The organism is Methanobacteriaceae archaeon, assembly GCA_030656015.1.
GTDB lineage: Archaea > Methanobacteriota > Methanobacteria > Methanobacteriales > Methanobacteriaceae > UBA349.
Window position 1 is genome coordinate 52,270 of sequence record JAUSNX010000004.1, and the last position, 22,407, is coordinate 74,676.

Sequence of the window (22,407 nt, forward strand, 5' to 3'; positions counted from 1 at the left end):
CCGGTTTCAATTATAAAATAATTTATTCATTATTATAAAAATAAAATTAAAAATATTTGTAAGTGAAATCCAATTAGAAATAAAAAAGATATTAAATCATTTATTTAAATCATTATTTCCCTGATTTAAACATTAACAACGACATGATTCATATTCTTTCAGATTTTTAGGTAGTTCTGTTGGGTACTTTCCATTCAAACATCCCATACAGAGTTTTTCCTCATCAAGGCCAATACATTTCTTAAGCGAGTCAATAGAGAGGTAACCCAGTGATGCAACACCCAACGACTTTCTGATTTCCTCAACAGACTTATTAGCTGCTACAAGCTCCTTTTTAGAGGCCATAGCAATCCCATAATAACATGGGGAAATAATTGGTGGGCATCCTATTCTTAGGTGAACTTCTTTTACTCCAGCTTCTTTCAAAACATCAATAAGAGCCTTGGAAGTAGTTCCCCTAACTATACTATCATCAACCAGAACAATACTTTTACCTTCCAACTCTGATTTGATAGGATTCATTTTGAGTTTTACAGACATTTCACGCTCTTCTTGTGTAGGCATGATAAATGTACGACCCACATAACGATTTTTAATTAGACCTTCACCATAAGGTAGTCCTGATGCTCGAGAATAGCCAATAGCTGCCGTTATTGCAGAATCTGGTACGGGCATTACCACATCAGCATCAACCGGAAACTCCCTATGCAGTTCTCGGCCAATATTTAAGCGGACATTATAAACATTCTTTCCATCGAGAATACTGTCCGGACGAGCAAAATAAACGTATTCAAACATGCAGTGTGCACGAGGCGTGCTTTCTGCGATTTTCATTTTGTGAGAGTAAATTTTTTCATTTAAAAGTAATATTTCTCCAGGTTCCACATCCCGAATATAATCTGCACCAACCACATCAAAAGCAACCGATTCAGATGCCACCATCTTCAAGCCATTCTTTTCACCAAGGGCCAGTGGTTTTATTCCTACTGGATCTCGGACAACATATAATTCATGATTTAAAAGAACAACTAATGAATACGATCCTATAAGTTTTTCAGCCACATTTTCAATGGATTTTATCATGTTCATGCTTTTAGCATACTCACTGCTCAGCATGTGACTGATAACCTCAGAATCAGTGGTCGATTTGAACTCATGGCCTTTATCTACCAAGTCTTGGCGAAGTTCCATAGAATTGATTATATCTCCATTATGGGCAATGGCAATACGACCGTCCTGGAATTCAGTGGTAAATGGCTGTGTATTTTTTAATTTTGATTTTCCAGTAGTCGAATATCTTACGTGGCCAATGCCTACGTTTCCTTCCAATCCCTCAATCTCTCCATTGTTAAATACATCACAAACAAGACCCATACCCTTGTATGTGCTAATTTCTTTACCATTATGGACAGATATGCCCGCAGCCTCTTGTCCGCGGTGTTGCAGGGCAAAAAGACCGTAGTAAATAGGGGTTGCGACGTCTCTAGATTGATCAGAGGAATATATACCAACAATACCACATTTATCTCGCAATTTGGATTCTCCGTTTCCCAGTGTTATAAGGGTGTGAAAATAATAAAAAACTAATCAAATATGTTTTTAAATCTCTTATCCAACCTATCTTCTTCTTCATTTGAATCTTCAGAATTTTTAAATTTTTTATTCAGAATATCCGAATCTACGTGTGAATTTGAAAATTCACTCATTTTTTCAGATATTGAAGAATCAGTTTCAGTAGTAGTCGGATCTATAAAAATTAAAGCAGTTTTAATAACTTTCAGCCATTCAATGGCCTCATCGCGGGATCGGGCACTAATCCATCCCTGACCAACCACAATATTATCTGGTTTAAATTGATTAGTAGCAAAAATAATTTGATCTTCTTCTTTTAATATTTGATCAAAAGCTTCATTCCAAAGCTTTTTAATAGAAAAAGCTTCTAATAAATTTTTTTCCTGGAGACGTGAACATCTATTCTTCAGCTGAGCATATTCCTTTTTCACTTGATGCGAATCATCGTGAAGGGCTTGTAAGTCTTCTTGAAGTTGCTGATTGATCTGGATAGTTTCTTCCAGCTTTTCTTGTGTATCGTGATTATCACTGCGAAGTTCTTGATTTTCCACTGAAATTTCTCTTAGTTTATCAGTTGAAGCGTCCAGTTCAGTTTCCAGTTCTCTAAAATATTTAATGTAACTTATAGATGATAGTCCCGCCCTAATGATTGCATTTTTAATTTCATCCCTTATTAAAATCGGGTCAATGTATTCCACATCATGCCCATAAGGGAATTTCATGCGTTCTAAATGGCCTACCTGATCTTTTAATGCTTCCTGATATTTCTCAGCCAATTCTCTCCCAGGAGCATCCACATCAGTGGCTATTAAAACCACATCTGCCCCTTGAACCGCCCTTTGAGCAATTTCAAGGCTAGTGGTAGGTATTATAGAAGAGATAGTGATATGGTATTCCGCGCCTAAAGCCACACCTTGCATGGCCTTAGAAACACTTTCCACATCAGAAGCGCCTTCTACGATTATTCGAACATCAATAGGACTAGTATTATCCATCTATTTCAACCTTATACCAGTAGTTACTTTCTTGTTCTGCCAGCTGTATCTCCTGATTTTTTTGGTTTTACCAAAGCCGCAGGAAGCACATACTTTTTGGCGAGCATGATAAGCATTTCGTCCACATCTTCTACATCGGATGTGAGTCTTCTTATTCCTTTTACCAAATGATGGTGTACCTTTCATTGTTAAGTCCTCCTAAAATAAGACGTGATATCCTGATGGAATATAAACTTAAATAAAATGAGATTGCTTAAAAGTCAATTTAATATTATAAAAAGACTTTCTTTCAATCAATATTAATCAAGAGCATTATAATATCAAATAAAATATTTAAATATTGGTTAAAAAACCGATTTAATGCAATATAATTATTATTTAATTTTTATTATTTAATTAAAAGAATATATCCAAAAGGGAGTTTAAGGAGATATATATACTATATTATCTCCACGAATGAGCACGGTGCCCAATCTTCGGGTCACTTCACCCTTTTCTAATTCTTCAGCATCATTTAACACTAAGTTCATATGTAAATCGAAACTCTTTAAAATCCCTCTAAATTCTCTCTCACCTTTCAGCTTGATTAACACAGGAGAATTCAAAGATTTACCTAATGCATCAAGTGGTCTTTGTACATTCACTTTTTGTGCATTCATAATATCACCTATCCTATACCTTCAATGTTGGCTGGATTTATATTTAAATGTAACGCTCTCAAAGATAAAAGCTATAAATGAATTCTAATAATCCTATTGGAACTCAAATAATAATCTATCATTAGAAAAGAATGTCACAAAATCTTATTATCCATAAATTCAATCGACAATCATGATCAAGTTCTATATACAGACTTGTTATAATCTTCTATGTAAAATAGAGTATTTAAATCTTTATTTTAAAGAAACTATATTTTAATATTTATTTCATAATTATACTTTAATTTTCATCAGTTATATACCTGAAATCATTTCTTTATAGTATTTAATTTATTAGGTGATTATACAATATTTTGAAATAATATTTAAAATTGACGCTTAGTTTTTAAGGATTATTTTATAAAATATTGAAAGAATTATGTAAAAATTAAAAATGGAAATTATTCAAATACAAAATCCACACTTGCTAACCTATTTTTAAGCTCACCCAGAATCCTATTCTCCTCTTCAAGAGAACTTTCACCGTCTTTGAATGCTTCAAAACATGCAGCCATTCGAATATAATTACCAGCATCTTCCCAAATAAGTTTTGAATGTAACTTTCCATTATAGCCCCTCTAACTCTTAATTGAAAAATTATAATATCCGTGCAAAAAGGTATCAATTTTTTTAATTTGATTGATTTATTTATTCTATGTTATTTTTATTAATTTTTAATTATTTTGAAGTTATGGTTACTACAATTTTCAAAAAGGAATTTCGAAACTTATTATGATATATTAAAGTTTTTGAAGATGATTAATCATTATAAAATATCTTTATATATGATATTATTAGTAGATTATCTGTTAAAAAAAGGAGGGATTATAAACGAAATTATCATTAAAGACTTTAGGATTACCTATTGGAATTGTTGCGTTTATTTTAGTAATGTTAGTCCCTATGCAGGGCCTTAGTTATCCCGGTCATGCTGCTATTGCTTTATTAGTTTTTGCTGTAATTTTATGGGCCAGTGAAGCTTATCATTTAGCTGTTACTTCCATAGTTATCTTGTTTTTGCAACCCATTATTGGAGTTACCACATTTGACCAGGCTATTTTGGGTTTTGCCAGCCCTATAATCTTCTTAATGATTGGTGGATTTATCATAGCCGAAGCAATAAGGAAAAGTGGACTTGCACAGCGTATGACTTTTTGGATGTTAGGTAAGGTAGGAACCACACCTGATCGTGGACTATTTGTAAGTGTATTCGCTACAGGTTTGTTATCTGCGTGGATTGAGAATGTTGTGGCTTTTGCCATGTTACTGCCCATTATTAAAGAAGTCATTCCTATGATGGGTGCTGAGGATCCAGAAAAAGGAAAAAGTAACTTTGCTAAAGCTATGGTGCTGGGAGCATCATATGGATCACTGGCTGGAGGATTTGGTACACCCATTGGAACTGCACCTAACTTAATGGCCTATGCTTATTTACAAATACCATTTGCAAACTGGATGGCCTTTGGATTCCCACTAGCCATAGCCATGCTATTCGTAATCTGGAAATTACTGGGAAAAATATTCCCATTCGAGGTTAAAGGAATTTCTGGCGGGAAAGATTTAGTTAAATCTAAATTAGATGATTTAGGTCCGATTTCTCGGAATGAAAAATTATCTGGAATTATTTTGTTATTAACTATTGGGTTATGGTTAACTACTGGTTATACGGGTTTGAGCAGTTATGCTATTGCATTAATGGGTGCTTTCCTCTTCTTTGCATTCAATATAATTGAGTGGGAAGATGCACAGAAAAATGTGGATTGGGGACTCATAGTGTTCTTTGGAGGAGCACTATCACTAGGAGCAGCATTACTAAACACTGGAGCCGCTAACTGGATGATACAAAACATACTTGCCATGCTCGGAAGCCACCCTTCTACCATACTCATAATGATTCTGTTAATGGTCATAGCCACCTTAATTACACAGGTTATGTCTAACATCGCACTATCCGCAATATTAGTACCACTATCAGTAACATTAGCCAGTGCACAAGGACTAGCTCTCGGAACCTACGCCGTACCAGTAGCAATTGCCTGTTCATTATCATTTATGTTCCCCATGGCCGATCCCACCGTCGCCATGGCTTACGGAACCAAATATGTGAACATCAAAGAGATATTAAAAGCAGGAATACCTCTGGTAGTCATAGGAATCATACTAACTATACTAGTAATGATCTTCTGGGCACCATACTTCATCTAAAAACAATCCAAATAAAATAAATTGGCTAAAAAAACCAATTTATTAAAATTTTTTTTATTTTTTTAAATATTATAAAATGTTGAATTTACAAAAATATAGAAATTAAAGGGGTTAAAACATGTATGAAAAAATATTATTACCCATTGAAAACTCAGAACAGTCCCAAAAAGCTGGAAAATATGCTATTTCTACTGCAAACATAGTGGGGGCTGAAATTATTGTTTTAATGTGATTGACACCATTATTTGAGTTCCCTACCACAACCAGATTTAAGGGAATCATTAGATAAACAGCTTAGAGCAGAAGGAACAGAAGCAGTCAAAAAATTTAAAAAGAAAATAGAAGATGCTAAGTGCAATGGTAAATGTAAAAACGTTAAATTGATAACCTTAATAAAATAAGGTCAACCAGATGATGTTATACTAAAAACAGCGGACGAATTAGAAATTGATCAAATAATAATGGGAAAATCTGGAAAGCCTGGCCTGGAAAAGTTTTTATTAGGAAGTACTACAGAAAGAGTAGTACGTGGAGTAAAAGTTCCCATTAATATCATATCTTAAATTAGATTAATTCATTACATGTTTAACTATACTAAAATGTTTAGATAAATTTTAGATTTAATATAACAATGATTTTAACTATAATACTAAAATGTTTAGATAAATTTTAAATCCATATAACAAGGAGTTCTCATGCATGTCGTGATAATGGGTGCAGGAAGAGTAGGTTTGAGTCTTGCTTCATTTTTAATTAATGATGATCAGGATGTAACTATTATTGAAAAAGATGAAAACTTATCCCATAGTGTAGTGAATAAATTAGATGCACTGGTTATTTGTGGAAATGGGACCGAAACTAAAATTCTTGAAGAAGTAAATATAAAAAATGCTGATGTTTTTGTTGCTGCTACCGGGAACGATGAAGCCAACCTCCTGGCATGTATACTGGTTAAGAATTATGATGTTCCCAAGGTTATTGCTCGAGTAAGTGAACCAAGTCACAAAGAAGCTTTCAAAAAGGTAGGTATTGACTTTGTAGTTAATCCAGAACTTACTGCAGCAAGTTATCTCGAAAGACTTATAATTAGGCCTAAAATAGCAGACTTAGTGATTATAGGTAAGGGAAACGCTGAATTATTAGATATTACGGTAACCAATAAAAAAATGTTTAATAAAAAAGTCAGCGATGTAAGTCCTACAAAAAATTTTATTATAAGTGCCTTGCATGAAAAGGACGACATCATAATTCCTGATAAAAAGACCACTTTAAAAGAAGGTTGTAAAATATCGATTCTGGTAAAAACAAAGGCCATAAAAAAAGTTGAAGAAATGTTCACTTCCTAAATAAATATTATCCTAACTAAATATTCTAATAAATATTACTATAAATCTCCTAAATACCCAGAAGACAAATCTCAATACACCTACGATTTATTGAATACTTAAAATCCTAAAACTGCATAAACCCATTTTTATATACATAATTAATGTTATTAATTAAATTTAAATAAAATGATTTTATTTAAATATGGTTTATTAAATGCTTTATTCTAGAATTATTATATAATTTTTTTTACTAATCTTTCCACCACTTAAGAATACATAATCTGTTATAAATAATTCAATAAGCCATAACTCTTATTTTATTTGCGTATAGTGATATCTCTCCAGTAAATAGAAATACCATCTGCTGATGGATAAACCGTGAACTCAAACCAACGATCCGAATAGGTAATACCTAGAACTTCAAAGTGTTTTGTCTTCTTAGTTTCCATTGCCGAGCGGAATACTTTTTCATAAGATGTGCCTAAAAGCTCGGGAAATAATTCCCAAATATTTTGACCAATTAGTTCATCAGGTTCCATACCAAAATATTCACCCGCATTTGCATTTACATAGGTGAATATCCATAATCTACTCAAAACCGAAAAACCATCTTGAATACTATCTAAAATATCTTTCATTTGACTTTTACTTAAAATAAGTTCTTCTTCAGCATTTTCCCGATCAGTATCATCAAAAACATAGCCTTTAATCTGTGTAAGTTCATTAACGTCATTAAAAATGCCAACTACATTGGCAATAACATGGATTCTGCGACCATCAGCCCGTCTTTGCCAACTCTGATAACCCTTAATTTTACGCTCCTTCTTCAAACGAGTAATTATATATGGCCAGTCAAATGAGTTAAATTGAGAAATATTTAAATTAGGTGAACTTTCAAAATTATTAACCCCATATATCTCTGCAAATGCCGGATTACATTCAATAATTTCACCTTTCAAGGTGGCAATGAAATCTCCAGTTAAATCTTCATCAAAAAGACGGTGATATTTTTCTTCACTTTTTTTAAGGGACTCTTCTGTTTTTTTACGCTCAGTATCATCGAATATATAGCCTTTAACCTGAATAAGCTCGTCTGATTCATTAAAAATGCCAACCACATTAGCAATAACATGGATTTCCTGGCCATCCTGTCTTTTTTGCCAACTTTGATAACCCTTAATTTTACCCTCAATTTTTAATCTATGGATAATATTAATCCAGTCAGTTGAATTAAATTTTGAGATATGTGATTGGAGAGCATTATCATGAGTATAAAAGCCATATATGTCTACAAAAGCAGGATTACATTCAATTATTTTACCTTCTGGTGTAGCAATAAAGTCTCCAGTTAAGTCATCATCAAACAAACTGCGATATTTCTCTTCACTATTTTTAATGGATTCTTCAACCTTTTTACGTTCAGTTATATCTTGAATTTGTGCTAAAAATCCAGAATCAATACAGGAAATAGTCCAATCCACAAAAACATTTCCCTGAAATGTAGGGGTGAACCAACCTATTTTTTCATGATTACTGGAATCTAGAGGAGTTTGAAATTTAATAATCTCCTCTTTAAGAAATTTTTCCTTATGGGAAGCAATAAATGGATTATCAAACAAATTAAGCTCTTTAGAAATATCTAATGATGAATTTCCCACAATTTCCAGAGCAGATTGATTAACCTCAGTTAATTTACCATCAGTATCATAAAAAAGAATCCCAATAGGAGATTTGTAGAATATTTCTTCTTTAAAGTCTTGGTTGCTTTTTAATTTAATTCCCCCATTGATACTCAATTATAGATATGGTGAATATAATTAGCTTAATTCAGTCATAGCATTAAATATAGTTATATTTTTTGACAATCCAATTATAATTAATACATTAATTCACTTAATTGTATTAAATAAATTATAGTCTTTCAGACATAAAGTTATCTCCATAAATCATAGATCTAATAAAAAAAATAAGGTAATTTAATAAAATTGATTTCATCCAAATTCCCCCTAATATTTTGAATTTTAACCTTGCAAAATCTAATTATATTTTAAGAAATGATTAATAAACAAGAAAAAACAAAATAATATATAATTTTAGAGTTTTAAACAAATTATAAGTAAAATGAACAAAATCAGTTCATAGTAATCCATTGAAATTTAAATATATTATATCAGGTGTTTTAATTGAAGATTAGAAAAAGATACCATCTTCAGAAAAAGAAATTGAAAAAGATAACCGAAGAATTAGGAGATTACTCATTCCTTATCCCTTCAAAAGCTAAAATAGAAATGTTGGAAGCGGAACCATATCCTATTGTTTTGGTTGATGGTCAGCCACAAGTTATGTTAGTGGATAATAAGCCATTCCCCACATTAAAGGCCGCACTTACCATGGACCTGAAATCAAAATACGTCGTGGTAGATATGGGGGCCGTAAGGTTCATGGCCAATGGCGCGGATGTAATGAGTCCCGGTATAGTTGATGCAGATCCCGACCTGGTAGAAGGCGATGTGGTAGTAGTTATTGATGAAACTCATCGAAAACCACTGGCAGTGGGCATATCATTAATAAGTGGTTCCGAAATGGTGGAAAATAATAAAGGAAAGGCTGTAACAACCATTCATTTTATTGGAGATCCTATCTGGGATTTAGAAATTTAATATATGATATAAATGAATATGGGATATAACTTGTATTTAAACCATATAAATTTAAAATAAACATATTTTAATGGTGTTTTAATGGTACAACTTCGTTATGAATCTGGAAATGTAATTTCACCAGAAGTGCATCAAATTGGGATATTGGCCCTTGGTTCACATCTGGAAAATCATGGGGCCGCCCTACCTATTGATACTGATGCTAAAATTGCATCATATATGGCACTAGAGGCCTCATTTCAAACAGGTGCCAAGTTTTTAGGTGTTTTATATGCGGCCACTGAATTTCCATATATAAAACACGGCATACACATTTCAGTAGAGGAATTGGTAGAACAACGATTAAAACCTACCCTTAAATCTGCTAAAAAATGCTTACAACTAGAAAAAATAGTTATTGTGAATGGACACGGCGGAAATGTTCCAGTTAAAGATTATTTAAAAGATTTAGAAGAAGAACTGGATCTTAAAATAGTTTTTAATAATAAAATCGTGGAAATTGAAGGGCCTCATGCCGGTTCAGGTGAACTTTCCATGGGAATGATTTTAGGTCTGGTTGATGAGAGAAAACTAAAAGAGCATTGCAATATTAATGAATACGGTGAAGTGGGTATGGTAGGATTTACTGAGGCCCGAGCCAAAGATAAAGGCATTGAAAAAGGTGCTCAGCTATTAGAAAAAGAGGGAATATGTTTAGATCCAGTTTTAGGCCAGAGCTTAATTGATAAGGCCCTGACCAGCATTGAAAAAGATGTTAGGAAATTAATAGAGTCTGATGAAGAAGATTATTATTAATTTAAAGACTAATATTCCATTTAGTTATTTTTTTTAAATTATATAGAATTTTAATTAATATATTATTTTAAATAAAACCAGCATTACTTTAAATGTTTACTAAATTTAATAGCATATTTATTTGTTTTGAAAATCTTCTTGAGCATAACTAGGAACCTTTTTTAAAAAATTATCAGGAATTATATAATATCTACTAAAAAAAATAAGTCTTAAATATTTACTAGCTTCCTTTCCATCCCAGGGTTTTCATAAGTTGATCTCCTAGGAGCACTTTCAAAGAATTCAGTTTGTCCTGGTTCTCAGCATTGAGGAGAGGTTTGCACTGATCTAAGGTGCTGTCTCCAGAGAGTAGCTTCATTGAAAATGCCATACAGGTAGCGGTTCCACATTCTTCGCAGTTGGTCTGAGGTAGGCAGTTATAAAGGTTTAATGGTCCTATTTTTGATAATTTTCCCGATAGATCTTCACCAGCATCTCCGTTCTCACTTTCCAGGTAACATTGATTTATTTTTTCCATAAACTCCGTAATTATTTCAATTCCTTCTTCAGGGTCTACGGTGTTCATCATCATGATCTTTCCTGAGGGAAAAAATGTTATCACCCGTTTATGTGTATTTAGTGTTAGGATTTTTTTATTTTTAATGTAATTTACATTTCCTGGGGGGAATTTAGCCATAAGTAGGGGCATTACAGTACCTAATGTTGAATCAAGTTGCATTGCCAGCTTAACCCTACCTTCTTCTGCCATGCAAGGCATTATCTTAGTGATAGAAACACTTTTTACTAGTGCACCATCTTCGAAAATATCATATTTTAACTCTTTCATTTCCATTTTAACTGCCTCTTAAATTTTTATTATATGTTTTTTTGATTTTGAAAGTTCGTAAAGAGTTTTACCATCAATGAGTTCAGCAATTTCTACCAAATCATCATATACCATTCCTGTTTGAATTAAAGAGTCTAAATGAACAAATAAAGTTCCATTAGGGAACATGGAATATATTAATTCACTTACGGATGGATAACCAATTGTTTGTTTTGAGAATTGGTTTTTTTGGGCGGCGTAAACACCATCACCCATTAAAAGAACATCTGAATCAATTCCTTTATCTAAACTTGCTATTGCAATATAAATTCCGCTTAAAGCATTTTCATGGCCATAAGGGGCTTTATCTATAATAACTAATGAAGAGGTCATGTTAACTGCCCAACATTACAACTTTACTATTTTCATCCATCCATTCTGCAAGATCATATACGCTTGTTATTTCAACCCCGTCTAAATAATGTGATTTGTCCAGGTATCCTCTTGCATCCGCACATCTTATACAAGCTTTAATTTCACAACCATTTTCTATTAATTCTTCAAAATTCTGGGAAATATTTGGAAGGACACGAGGGTTCTGATCTTTTCGGAATATGTGTACACCATCCATGTATAAGAATATTTTAACTCCATATCCTAAGCCTAGAGCCGTTTGAGCCATATTATATCCAATATCTGCATATTGTGAGATGTAAGGACCATCCACTAGCACAATTACTAGGAATTTTTTATGGGATAAATCTTCATGGGGTTTGCTCATCATTCTCATCATCTAACTCTTTAAATTTAAAAGCTAACAACTTGATTAAAATTCTCCATAACATCTTTTATCATATTATCATACTGAGAAAACACAACAAATTCCTCTTTTATCTGTTCATCTTCAATTCCCCTTGTTTTAAGGTCATTACTCGACACATGAACCTTTGAACTTTTAAAGAGCATTTCTAAATCAGGATTAGAATAACTTTTCCGGGCACAGTAAACTCCGTTTCCCACAAGATAAATGGAAATTTGATCATTATTAATATATAATTTTGAAAAATCAATAAATGTCATGAATCCCTGCTCTGAGGGGCTTTTGGTTAATATGAATCCTATATGCATGTTGTTTCCATCAATGATTTTCAATTATTCTTTCTAATGCGATTGTTATGGAAGATAATGTAGTCAATTAATTTATAAGTGCTTTGTCTATTTTTCTTAAAATAACGTTTTTGGAAGATTGAAACAACATTAACCAGACTTATTAAGATAGGAAACCTCTATTAAAGGACTTATTACTTATCTCCATTTAATAATTTATTTAGTTTTAATAATTTATTTAGTCAAGTTATCTAAAATTTCTATAATTTTTGGATTAGAAAGGCCATAATGTATCCAAACTCCTTCTTTACGCCATTTTAAGAATCCTGCTCTTTTTAAGATGTTTAAATGGTGGGATATGGTTGGTTGTGGTTTTTCCATTGCAGTGATAATTTCACAAACACATAATTCGCCATGTTTTAATAAGTGGAGTATTTTTAGTCGGGTTGGATCTGCAAGGGCCTTTATGACATTTGCATTTTCATATAATAACTCATCAGCCGGAATTTGGGATGTTATCTTTTTCAGCCGATTAATTTGTTCTTCGCTGGGCTTGTCTCCCCCACCAATTTCGCATGATTTCATGAGTTTTCTTTATACTCATGATATATTTAAATATATGGATGTTTTATTTATTGATAAGATGAAGTAACAATCTAAAAATTCGGTTCTATTCATTTGCAACCACAATTCTGAAAGATCCCAAATGGCAAAAAGACTTCTAAAATCATTGTATATAAAATATTATGATGTTTACAGCCCAGGAAGTAATCCTAGTACTGTAAATCCCTATGCAGTGAAAGTCTTAGAAGAAGTGAATGTTGATATAATCCCGTAATCGTTCAAAAAGTCTCAAGGAGTTTGAGGGCTTTGAAATGATTATGTGGTTACTGTATGTGGTGAGAAGGTGAGGTATGTCCCTTTTTCCCGGGAGGAAAAAACTATCTCCATGAATCATTTGAAGACCCCACCACCGTAGATGGTAGTGAACATGAGAAAACTAATGCTTTCAGAAGCATTAGAGATGAAATTAAATAATAGATAATGGAAACATTTAGAAGTGAATGAAATGTTAAAAGTTGTTGCTGTTACTGATTATCCTTACGGTGATTGGATGATGCCTTTGAAGAAACCATGAATTATGGAAGTGTCGTTTGGAAAATAGGACTTATGAAAATGAAATAATCGAATTCTAATAAAGTATTATTCATTATTTATTTTTTAAAATAATATTTTTAATTTTTTTACTTTCTATTTTAATAATTATACTAAAAAAAGAAAAAAATAGATGATACTTAAATAATCTTAGTATATTATTGCATTGAATAAGTAACCTATAGCAGTTATGGAAACCACTAGTATGCCTATAAATATAACCAGAAGTTTAGGTTTCAAAACTTTTCTAAGTATAATCATCTCGGGTAATGATAGTGCGGTAACGGCCATCATAAAAGCTAAAGCGGTTCCAATTGGTATACCTTTTTCTATAAAGACCGCGACTAAAGGAATAATTCCCGCAGCATTAGAATATAAAGGCACTCCAATTAATACGGCTATAGGTACTGCTAAAGGATTATTTGGTCCGGCATATGTGAGGAGGAAATCTGCAGGAGCATAACCGTGAATAATTGCACCTATTCCAATAGCTATTACCACATAGGGTCCTATTTTTTTCAATAGATCAAAAGTATAATCTCTTGAAGATAGGGCGCGTTCTTTTAAGGTTTGCTTTTCTTCTTCTAAAGCTATGCCTGATTTTTCTGCCTCTTTTATTTTTTCAATCATTTCATAAACGTAGCTTTCCACTTCACCTTCCAGTTTAAGCCTTCCAATAATTATACCAGAAATTATAGCAATAATAAGCCCTGATATGATGTATAAAGCTGTTACTTGCCATCCCAACATACCCCAAAGAAGGATAATAGCGATCTCATTAATCATAGGTGATGCTATTAAAAATGAAAAGGTTACACCTAAGGGCACTCCTGATTCAACGAATCCAATAAAAAGCGGGACAGCTGAGCAGGAACAAAAAGGAGTAATTATGCCTATTAATGCTGCTACAACATTTCCTAAATACTCATTTCGTTTACCTAAAGCTTTCCTAACTTTAAGGGGAGATATATAGCTTCTGAAGAAAGCTATGGCAAATATTATTATAATTAATAGGATTAAGATTTTGATAGTGTCATATATGAAAAAATTTACTGCACTTCCTAACGCTGATGCCGGATCTAAACCCATCAGAACGTAAGTAAGATAATTAACACTTTCCTGTAGAATATCAGGGACCATATTTTACCTCTTAACTTTTTTTTAAAATTTTTTTAATTTGATTCCTTATTCTTTGCATATAATCTTTTATCATCTTCAGCATATCATTTAAATCGGAATGTTTGGCCTAAATTCGCATAGGTAATGTTTTTTTATGGATTTTAACTGCCAGTACAAAGAATATAATTGTGAACAACACAATAGCTGCGAAATCAATTAGTATGGAGTAATAACTACCATTTCCTAGAGAATAACGCGTTAAATCTGTGAAGTAGGTGAGAGGTGAAAACGATGCAATGGCTTTGCCCCAGAATGGCATGCTTTCTAGGGGAATAAAAATTCCACTTATGAATACCAGTGGAAATTTAACCAGGGATGAAATCATCATGACGTTGGATGGAGCATTAGTGGGGGGTGTGGCAAGTAAGAGTCCCAAGGCTGAGAAACAAATTGAAGCCAAAACAATTCCTGCGATGAGGATAATGGGATGTATTATATTTACTCCAATGACTAATCCTATGATCACAGGCACCAGGGTGATTAATGTTCCGAAGATGACTGAAGCCAGAATATCGCCGAGTATGAGGGTGTAAATGGATATGGGGTATGTCATCAGTCTTTCTAGAGTATTCATCTGTGATTCCCAAGGTGTTATAACTGGAGATACAGAAGTGGCAGTGAAGAGCATGGTCATCCCAATTAGCCCGGATATTAGAAAATCTGTGGATAAATTCTTACTACCGGTTAAAAATGCCAGAAACAGGAATAATGGTATCAATATCCCAAATATGATTACTGGTCCTTTAAAATAGTAGATCAAGATGTCCTTTTTCATAATGGCAAGGGAACGTTTGAACTGACTGAAATAAAGATTTAACATCTATTACCTCCTCCGAGTAAGTTCTAAAAAAACTTCTTCCAGTGACGGGGTCAAGGTGTTCAGAACCATTATCTTGATATCTTTAGATTTTGCATATTCTGTAACTTCAGAAATGAGGTTATTGACATTATTTGTGTTTAAAATGAATTTATCACCAGTTTTACGGATTTCCTGTATTTCAGGGAGGTCTGATAAATCCTGAACAGATACTGGGACATCGAAGGTTACCTCTATGGCATTCAACTTTTTTATCATTTTTTTAAGATTTTCAGGAGTGTCTATGGCAGTAATTTTGCCTTTGTTGATGATAGCTATCCTTTCACATAACTTATTGGCTTCTTCCAGGTTGTGGGTGGTGAGTAAGATGGTTTTACCTTTCTCACGGAGCTGCAACAACATATTTCGGATTAAAATGCTACTCTGAACATCCAGCCCACTGGTAGGTTCATCTAAAAATAAAAGTTGTGGGTCATTAATTAGGGCCATAGCCAGGATCAAACGCTGCTTCATACCTTTGGAAAATCCTTTAACCTTATCATATTTTCGTTCATAAAGGTCAAATTCCTTTAAAAGGTCATCGGCTCTTATTTCAGCGTCCTTTTTAGGCACTCCGTATAGATCAGCTGTTAAGATCAGATTTTGCCATGCGGATAGGTCTATGTAGGCGTTGGAAGTTTCGGGGACCACACCCAGATGTTCTTTGGCCTTTAAAGGTTCTTTTTGAATGTCATATCCCAAAATATAAGCTTTCCCACTATCGGGTTTGATTATACCCGTTAACATTCTGACTGTGGTGGTTTTTCCAGCCCCATTAGGCCCTAAAAAACCAAATATTTCGCCATTTTTAACCTTAAAGTCCACATCATCAACGGCCTTAATTCCATTGTAGCCCTTGGCTAGTTTCTGAACTTCTACAACGTACTCCATTAATATCTCCCCATCATTTATTTTTGAAATAAGATTTTTTTTAAGTTTTATTCACTTTTTCAGCTGTTGGAAGATTGATGTCAACCTAGATTGATATGCGGTTTTTATATTTTCCTCCTCATCTCCCATGGGCTTAACTGGAACGAGGTCCATGACTTCTTCTGGGGTTAGACTGGACTGATAAAAAGTTTGGGCTGCACCAGTGACCATTTTTTGCAAGCTATCCTTTATCTCGTTATCTTCCAGTCCAAAGGAACGTCCTAATTTGAATAACTCATTAAACTGGAACCAGAAATAGGTAGGTCCCATTGCGATTAAAACAGCATAAGCTTCCAATTTATCCTCATCCACCTCAGGAGTTTCTCCCAAAACACTGAATAATGCCATGATCTCTTTTTTCAGAGAATCAGTTATCTCTGGAGCAAAACTGATTGGATTGTAGCCCTGATTGATGATGGATGGTGCGTTGGGCATTATACGTACTATACGATAAAATCCACCCAGCAAACTGGAAATGTCTTCGATTTTGGGTTTCGGTGCCAGGGAAACCACAATGGAATTTGGATTCAAATAGGATTTTATTTCATCTAACACGCCACTCATGGCCGGTGGATGAACAGCTAAGAAAACCATATCTTGTGAAGCAGCAAGCTTATTATCATTTGAAACGGATTTAATTTCAGAAAATTCATTTTTAAGTTCTTTAATAGTACTTGAACTTGTATCATACACCACTACATCATCTAATTCAATTCCTGCCTTTTTAAAACCATTTAGTAGTATTTTAGTTACTCTTCCTCCGCCAATAAAGCCCATACTTTTCATTAAAGTAACCTCCATAAAAAAATGTAAATCAAAGAATTATTTTATTTTTTTGATTCTATCCATTTTTTAATCTCATCTACTGAGGGAATACGTCCCATGGATTTTATTTCCCCATCTATTCCTAATCCTGGGGTGCTGGTGATCCCTGCCTCAAATATCTTATCCATCTCCTGGATTTTAATGATTTCCGCGTCTACTTCTGATTCTTTTATTGCTTTTTCTGCGTTACTTTCTAAAGTTTTACAATTTCCGCATCCAGTTCCGTATACTTCTATTTTCATGCATAATCACCTCAAATAATCTCGCTATGTTTTTAATGGATCCCATAAATGATTCAAAAGATTACATTTAAGAAGTTATATTTCTTTCTGCTAATTTAGCATTCATTTTGTCAAATTTGTTTTTAATATGAGCATATCCTTTTTCATAAAATGGACAGTCCTCTATACAGTAAGTACAGCCCTCACTACAACCAATACAAAGTGATTCCACGAATTCGATTTCGTTTCCACCACAACATGTCTCTTTTTCAATAAGTGCTTTTTCAGGGCAGGCTTTGATACATTTACCGCATCTTTTGCAGTATTCTGTTATCCAGGCGTGTTCATTATCTGCTTTGATTGGTAGATTTTCAATGCTGGTGAATATGGCTGAAATTTTTTGTCTTGGGCCGGATGCTGGAGTTATTAGAAGTCCACTTTCTCCTATCCATCCCACACCTGTTTCTTGTGCAAGTGGTGTCAATTTTACCACATTTCCGTAAGGGTGAGCTGCCTCGGCTGCAAAACCATTTTCTCTGAGATAGTCCGCTATTTGGTAGGTCATATTACCCAGCTTTTCATAATGCTCATCATTCAATGCCTGTGATTCATTTCCAGGATCTGTTATAATTAATTCTTCATCCATTTCCATGGTTAAAACAATTGCATTTGGAAACATGATCGAATTTCCAGTATTTATTAATTCTGGGGAAACATTGGTGTACCCTATACTTTTGATGCCAATGGAGTGGGAGTATTCTTCGAGTTTTTGGATGAACTCATCGTCAGCTATGGTTTTTGGATGTTCTGGATTGTTTTTTACAAATTCATCTGGGTAATCTGCACCACATCCACATCCACATCCGCTACTTTCTCCTTCTTCAGGAGTATTTTCAGGTGATTTGACAGTAGGTTCTGCAGTGCCTCCGCAACATCCCTGATTTTCTATCGCTTGGACTGGTGCTTTAGTTTCGCAACAACTACTTTCATTATCTTTAATGGTTTCATTCTGTTCCAGACGACCCTCTTCTTTGAGTTCTTTTTTGACTTTTGTCCAGATTTTCTCTTTTTGGTATAGTTCGCGAAGAGCTTTTTTGTCTGGGAATGAAATTGCATTTCCCTGGCAGAGAGTTGCACAGGTGGTGCACCCTACAACACAGTTGTAAGGCTTATCCACCACAGGACCATCCTTAGACCATTTGTAGACTTTTCCTCCGCAGTTCATACACATTCCACATTTAACGCACTTATTATCATCTATGGTGGGGTACCATTGAATTTTTTCTCTTGGATATCCAGCAAGCCATGCCATATTAATTACCTCCATTTCCACAAGTTTTTGAATTCATCAACTTACCCCTAGCTCTTACTTTTTTAACATCAATAACTTCCGTCATAATTCATCTCCTTATATCTTGAACAGGTTCACATAAATCATCCATAAAATGTATGATATCTGGGTTTTTCAGCCCATAAAGAATCCAAATACCTTCTTTGGATGATTTAATTAAGCCAACATTTTTTAAAACATTAAGATGATGTGAAATAGTAGATTGGGGTTTATCTAATACTCCCATAACTTCACAAACATAAAAATCCCTAAACTTGAGTAAATACAATATTTTAAGACGGGTAGGATCTGCAATGGCCTTGAAAATTCCTGTACTCTGATTTAGTTTCTCATCATCATATAAATTAGAAAATTCATTTTTTAAACGTTTTAGTTCATCTAAATCAATATTACAACAATTTTTAAGCTCATTTATTTTCATAATACTCCTATTTAGAATCTATCAGATCATCTAGTCATTTTCACAAATAATTGTCATTGCAAGAATATTCCATCCACATTAATTAATTTCATATATCCAAATATATAAATATATTGATAAATGTACACTTATTAAATATTCAACCTATAAGAATAATTAAATGTTAAATGAATACGTTCATGGATATAAAAGGTATAAAAATAGTCAAATATAATGAATAGATAAGATTATCAATTATTAGTGATATTTAAGATTTTCCGGGATTATTCTCTCTTAAATTTAATTTTTGATTATTAATTAGGAATATATGAAATGATGAAAATTAGAGAATAACCAAGGAATTATGGTTATTTTTAACGAAATCTGAATTTAAAAACAATATTTATTATAATAATTTATGAGTTAGGGGAAACCCCAAACTCAAAGGTTTAATATGGATACCAAACCAAATTACCAAACCCAATTATAGTTTATTTTTTAGCAATATAACCATTTTGCAACAACATTCCAAAGTCAGAGCAAACAGAATTAGTAAATATTTAATATCATATTATTATTTTTAATATAATTCTAATATATTCTTAAAATAATAAACAAAAGAATAAACTAAAAAATTAAAATTAATTATTTATTAAAATAATTCTATAAATACCTGATATCAGCAGTATTTATCCCTTTTCAATGGCCCTAATAATTCTAGCACATTCTTTGGCCTTTTTATGATAATGTAGAGCCCTAGCAATTCTTTTAGTGGCCTCCAGCATCCTTACTAGAGCATCCAACCAGGAAAATATATCTCCAGGATAGGCATGTATCTGGTATTTTTTTAGAAGTTTCTTAGTAATATCTACCGGGTCTTGCTTTTTTAAACGCTGCTTTACAATATAAGATGATAATTCCCGTTGTAAACAGTAGCAAAACGGTCGATCCTTGCATTTGCATGATAAAAAGTCCACCTGAATATTTAAAACAGCCTGTTGAAAATTAGGATCCAGTTTAACTAAGTTTTCTCCAGTGGAAATGATATCCAGCGTAGAATCAGCAAATAGTCTGGTGGAAAAATTGGCCTTTAAGGCCCGGCTTAGTTGTTTATGAAGCCTGCTTGATAGATATACGCTCTCAAAAGGTTCCAATGAAAGAGCAATTTGTAAGGGGTCTTTTTTAGATTTTTTCTTTAAATGTTTTTTAATGTATTCAGCTTCTTCTGACTGCAAGAAAGACATGGAAACTGCTTTACCATAATTGGTAGGTCGTATATTTCCATGATCTTCTTGAACGAATCCATAAGATTCTATGGTGCTGAGGCCATTAAGAGCATCCACCGGAATATTCATTCCATTATACATTTTAGAAAGTCCGGCATTGGTTGAAACTGATCCCGAACATATGTCTGCTAAAATCTGTTCTAATGTATCTTCTTCAGAGTAATTAACATGGACTGGATCTACATCACTTTCCAAAAGCTCCAGGGCCATCAACTCTTCACTCTCATCATCATAACTCAGACCAATCTCTGGTAAAAGATAAACAATTCCTCGGTCGTGATAGGAAGGCCTTCCCGCCCGGCCTAACATCTGAGAAAATTCATTGGGGTTAATCCATTTATTTCCCATGGTCAGGGTTTCAAAAATAACCTGAGATGCTGGAAAATCCACCCCTGCTGCTAGGGCCGCAGTGGTAACCACAGCTGAAATTTCCTGTTTGATAAAGGCCTTTTCTATTCTTTCTTTTTGAGCATAAGAAAGTCCGGCGTGATATGCTGAAGATTTAACCTGGTTACGAGTCAGGTAATCTGCAATGAGATGTGTTTTTCTACGAGAATTTGTGAAAACTATGGTCTGGCCATGGAAACCTTTTTCAGACTTATTTTTAAATTCTCTGCGAGAAAATCTAGCAATTAAACTCCTTTTTTCCTCTTCACTACGCGTAAAAACCAGATGCCGTTCCAGAGGTACTGGACGGCGGTCGTATTCCACTAATTTTAATCCAAATGATCCTGCGATTTCTTGAGGATTCTGAACTGTTGCAGAGAGACCAATAAGCTGTAAATTAGGATAAATATTTTTAAGTCGTTTAATAAGGCCATTCAACCTAGAGCCACGTTCTTCATCGTCCAGGGTGTGAATTTCATCAATAACCACAGTTCCTAAACCATCAAGGAGCTGAGCTTTGCCTGACCTTAACATGAAGTCTATACCTTCATAGGTGGCCACTATAATATCTGCCTGTTTAATATCATCGTCAGGAAGTTTAATTTCTTCTCTAGCCCGTATTCTACTCATTCCCACTTTAATAGAAGTTTTGAGGCCTAATTTGGAATACCTCTTTTTAAAGTCCCTATACTTCTGGTTGGCCAGTGCCACCAGTGGTGTTAAAAAAATGAATTTCTGGCCCTGCATGGCCCGTGGTATGCCTGCCAGCTCACCAATAAGAGTTTTTCCACTGGCAGTGGCCGATACCACCATCAAGCTTTTTCCATCTAAAACCCCATTTTCCACAGCCTTATACTGCACCGGAAGCAGATTTTTACTTCCATGAGATTTTAGAATAGTTTTAAACTTTTGAGGGATATCCAGCTGGTCCACACTTAATTTAGGAAAATCATTATCTTTAGAGGAAGAAATTCTATCAAAAAGAGTGAGATTGGAATTTTTAAGAGGATCAAAACTAGGATCAAGAACTTTTAAAACCTGATCAAGATCTCCAGTTTTATCTAGAATTCTTTTAAAATTTTTAAAAGTCTTTTTATCTATGCCCCGGTAATTTAATTCTCTTTTAATTACTTCTTCGGCACAGAGTCGGCAAATTTTCTGTTCATGATAATTAAAAGATGATTTGGAATTAATAATAGTAATGTGTCCTTCCATGGTGCAGTGGTTGCATATAATGGTTCTTCTGTACTTTATATTAAGTGAATCCAAAAATTCTTCCACTTCAGGATCTCTATCAATTAAAAACACGGCCTGTTTTCTAAAGAGCTTCACTGCCTCCGCAGGAGGTAACAACTCTTCTTTATCCTTTTTTATCACGAATTTATGGATTTTAGGACCATTAGGTGTTTTTTTGAATTTTATATATCCCTGAAATTCTGGTTTTCTTCGGGAATTTAAGGCACCCTTAGGGCTTCCAATGGGGAAAACTTCCAGAATTTTCTTTTTTCTTTTTAAAATAATCATTTAAATCGTGACTAATGAAATTTAATTTATAATTAAGTTAATTATAATAAGTTATTTTATTTAATTATCTGCCTTAAATAAAGCATTTGATTAAAAAACCATTTTTCAAGTAAATCAAATCTTTATCT

Annotated in this window: 23 protein-coding genes and 1 pseudogene; 6 read left to right on the forward strand and 18 right to left on the reverse strand. The window is 33.5% G+C overall.

Annotated elements, in window-relative coordinates; genetic code table 11:
* Nucleotides 1-132: 132 nt before the first annotated feature.
* The 4 genes from purF to Q7I96_03450 form a co-directional block, all read right to left on the reverse strand.
* Complete coding sequence (gene purF / locus Q7I96_03435; GenBank protein MDO9626665.1) at nucleotides 133-1,533, reverse strand: amidophosphoribosyltransferase; 1,401 nt, start codon at nucleotides 1,531-1,533, stop codon at nucleotides 133-135.
* A gap of 50 nt (nucleotides 1,534-1,583) precedes the next feature.
* A complete protein-coding gene (locus tag Q7I96_03440) occupies nucleotides 1,584-2,567 on the reverse strand; it encodes a toprim domain-containing protein (GenBank protein MDO9626666.1) in 984 nt (327 codons plus the stop codon).
* A complete protein-coding gene (locus Q7I96_03445) occupies nucleotides 2,568-2,753 on the reverse strand; it encodes a 50S ribosomal protein L37e (GenBank protein ID MDO9626667.1) in 186 nt (61 codons plus the stop codon).
* Nucleotides 2,754-2,989: 236 nt separating this feature from the next.
* Complete coding sequence (locus Q7I96_03450; GenBank protein MDO9626668.1) at nucleotides 2,990-3,226, reverse strand: LSm family protein; 237 nt, start codon at nucleotides 3,224-3,226, stop codon at nucleotides 2,990-2,992.
* Nucleotides 3,227-4,129: 903 nt separating this feature from the next.
* Here Q7I96_03450 and Q7I96_03455 point away from each other — a divergent pair.
* The 3 genes and pseudogenes from Q7I96_03455 to Q7I96_03465 all read left to right on the forward strand — a co-directional run bounded on the left by Q7I96_03455 (nucleotide 4,130) and on the right by Q7I96_03465 (nucleotide 6,816).
* Nucleotides 4,130-5,470: a DASS family sodium-coupled anion symporter gene (locus Q7I96_03455; protein ID MDO9626669.1), complete on the forward strand. Its 1,341-nt coding sequence runs from the start codon at nucleotides 4,130-4,132 to the stop codon at nucleotides 5,468-5,470.
* Nucleotides 5,471-5,588: 118 nt separating this feature from the next.
* Nucleotides 5,589-6,033 (forward strand): annotated as a pseudogene (locus Q7I96_03460) (universal stress protein).
* 132 nt (nucleotides 6,034-6,165) lie between these two features.
* Complete coding sequence (locus tag Q7I96_03465) at nucleotides 6,166-6,816, forward strand: TrkA family potassium uptake protein (protein MDO9626670.1); 651 nt, start codon at nucleotides 6,166-6,168, stop codon at nucleotides 6,814-6,816.
* A gap of 299 nt (nucleotides 6,817-7,115) precedes the next feature.
* Here the strand turns inward: Q7I96_03465 and Q7I96_03470 are convergent, their stop codons facing one another.
* On the reverse strand, nucleotides 7,116-8,594 hold the full coding sequence (locus Q7I96_03470) for a PAS domain-containing protein (protein ID MDO9626671.1): 1,479 nt from the start codon (nucleotides 8,592-8,594) through the stop codon (nucleotides 7,116-7,118).
* Nucleotides 8,595-8,981: 387 nt separating this feature from the next.
* Between Q7I96_03470 and Q7I96_03475 the strand changes: the two genes are divergently transcribed.
* On the forward strand, nucleotides 8,982-9,458 hold the full coding sequence (locus tag Q7I96_03475; protein ID MDO9626672.1) for an RNA-binding protein: 477 nt from the start codon (nucleotides 8,982-8,984) through the stop codon (nucleotides 9,456-9,458).
* Nucleotides 9,459-9,539: 81 nt separating this feature from the next.
* On the forward strand, nucleotides 9,540-10,253 hold the full coding sequence (gene arfB / locus Q7I96_03480; GenBank protein MDO9626673.1) for a 2-amino-5-formylamino-6-ribosylaminopyrimidin-4(3H)-one 5'-monophosphate deformylase: 714 nt from the start codon (nucleotides 9,540-9,542) through the stop codon (nucleotides 10,251-10,253).
* Between the two features lie 220 nt (nucleotides 10,254-10,473).
* Here arfB and Q7I96_03485 read toward each other — a convergent pair whose 3' ends face one another.
* The 5 genes from Q7I96_03485 to Q7I96_03505 all read right to left on the reverse strand — a co-directional run bounded on the left by Q7I96_03485 (nucleotide 10,474) and on the right by Q7I96_03505 (nucleotide 12,750).
* Nucleotides 10,474-11,085 (reverse strand): (Fe-S)-binding protein, encoded by a 612-nt coding sequence (locus Q7I96_03485; protein MDO9626674.1) that lies wholly within the window; start codon nucleotides 11,083-11,085, stop codon nucleotides 10,474-10,476.
* Nucleotides 11,086-11,097: 12 nt separating this feature from the next.
* A complete protein-coding gene (locus tag Q7I96_03490; protein ID MDO9626675.1) occupies nucleotides 11,098-11,451 on the reverse strand; it encodes a DsrE family protein in 354 nt (117 codons plus the stop codon).
* A gap of 1 nt (nucleotide 11,452) precedes the next feature.
* Nucleotides 11,453-11,842, reverse strand: coding sequence for a DsrE family protein (locus Q7I96_03495; GenBank protein ID MDO9626676.1), 390 nt, complete (start codon nucleotides 11,840-11,842; stop codon nucleotides 11,453-11,455).
* 23 nt (nucleotides 11,843-11,865) lie between these two features.
* Nucleotides 11,866-12,210, reverse strand: coding sequence for a DsrH/TusB family sulfur metabolism protein (locus Q7I96_03500; protein ID MDO9626677.1), 345 nt, complete (start codon nucleotides 12,208-12,210; stop codon nucleotides 11,866-11,868).
* Between the two features lie 189 nt (nucleotides 12,211-12,399).
* Nucleotides 12,400-12,750 carry a metalloregulator ArsR/SmtB family transcription factor gene (locus Q7I96_03505; protein ID MDO9626678.1) on the reverse strand — a complete coding sequence of 117 codons (351 nt, stop codon included), beginning with the start codon at nucleotides 12,748-12,750 and terminating at the stop codon, nucleotides 12,400-12,402.
* A gap of 121 nt (nucleotides 12,751-12,871) precedes the next feature.
* Between Q7I96_03505 and Q7I96_03510 the strand changes: the two genes are divergently transcribed.
* Nucleotides 12,872-13,003 carry a hypothetical protein gene (locus Q7I96_03510; GenBank protein ID MDO9626679.1) on the forward strand — a complete coding sequence of 44 codons (132 nt, stop codon included), beginning with the start codon at nucleotides 12,872-12,874 and terminating at the stop codon, nucleotides 13,001-13,003.
* Nucleotides 13,004-13,470: 467 nt separating this feature from the next.
* On the opposite strand, the gene Q7I96_03515 is transcribed toward Q7I96_03510, so the two are convergent.
* From Q7I96_03515 to Q7I96_03550, 8 genes are all read right to left on the reverse strand, one after another.
* Nucleotides 13,471-14,409, reverse strand: a complete 939-nt coding sequence (locus Q7I96_03515) for a permease (protein MDO9626680.1) — start codon at nucleotides 14,407-14,409, stop codon at nucleotides 13,471-13,473.
* A 157-nt stretch (nucleotides 14,410-14,566) separates the two neighbouring features.
* Entirely contained in the window at nucleotides 14,567-15,319 is a 753-nt protein-coding gene (locus Q7I96_03520) for an ABC transporter permease (protein ID MDO9626681.1), read from the reverse strand.
* A gap of 3 nt (nucleotides 15,320-15,322) precedes the next feature.
* Nucleotides 15,323-16,246 carry an ATP-binding cassette domain-containing protein gene (locus Q7I96_03525; protein MDO9626682.1) on the reverse strand — a complete coding sequence of 308 codons (924 nt, stop codon included), beginning with the start codon at nucleotides 16,244-16,246 and terminating at the stop codon, nucleotides 15,323-15,325.
* Between the two features lie 51 nt (nucleotides 16,247-16,297).
* Nucleotides 16,298-17,071, reverse strand: coding sequence for an NAD(P)-binding domain-containing protein (locus Q7I96_03530; protein ID MDO9626683.1), 774 nt, complete (start codon nucleotides 17,069-17,071; stop codon nucleotides 16,298-16,300).
* A gap of 41 nt (nucleotides 17,072-17,112) precedes the next feature.
* Nucleotides 17,113-17,352 (reverse strand): thioredoxin family protein, encoded by a 240-nt coding sequence (locus Q7I96_03535; GenBank protein MDO9626684.1) that lies wholly within the window; start codon nucleotides 17,350-17,352, stop codon nucleotides 17,113-17,115.
* 67 nt (nucleotides 17,353-17,419) lie between these two features.
* On the reverse strand, nucleotides 17,420-18,643 hold the full coding sequence (locus tag Q7I96_03540; protein MDO9626685.1) for a 4Fe-4S binding protein: 1,224 nt from the start codon (nucleotides 18,641-18,643) through the stop codon (nucleotides 17,420-17,422).
* Between the two features lie 88 nt (nucleotides 18,644-18,731).
* Nucleotides 18,732-19,103 (reverse strand): metalloregulator ArsR/SmtB family transcription factor, encoded by a 372-nt coding sequence (locus Q7I96_03545; GenBank protein MDO9626686.1) that lies wholly within the window; start codon nucleotides 19,101-19,103, stop codon nucleotides 18,732-18,734.
* A gap of 668 nt (nucleotides 19,104-19,771) precedes the next feature.
* On the reverse strand, nucleotides 19,772-22,279 hold the full coding sequence (locus Q7I96_03550) for a DUF5814 domain-containing protein (GenBank protein MDO9626687.1): 2,508 nt from the start codon (nucleotides 22,277-22,279) through the stop codon (nucleotides 19,772-19,774).
* Nucleotides 22,280-22,407: the final 128 nt, after the last annotated feature.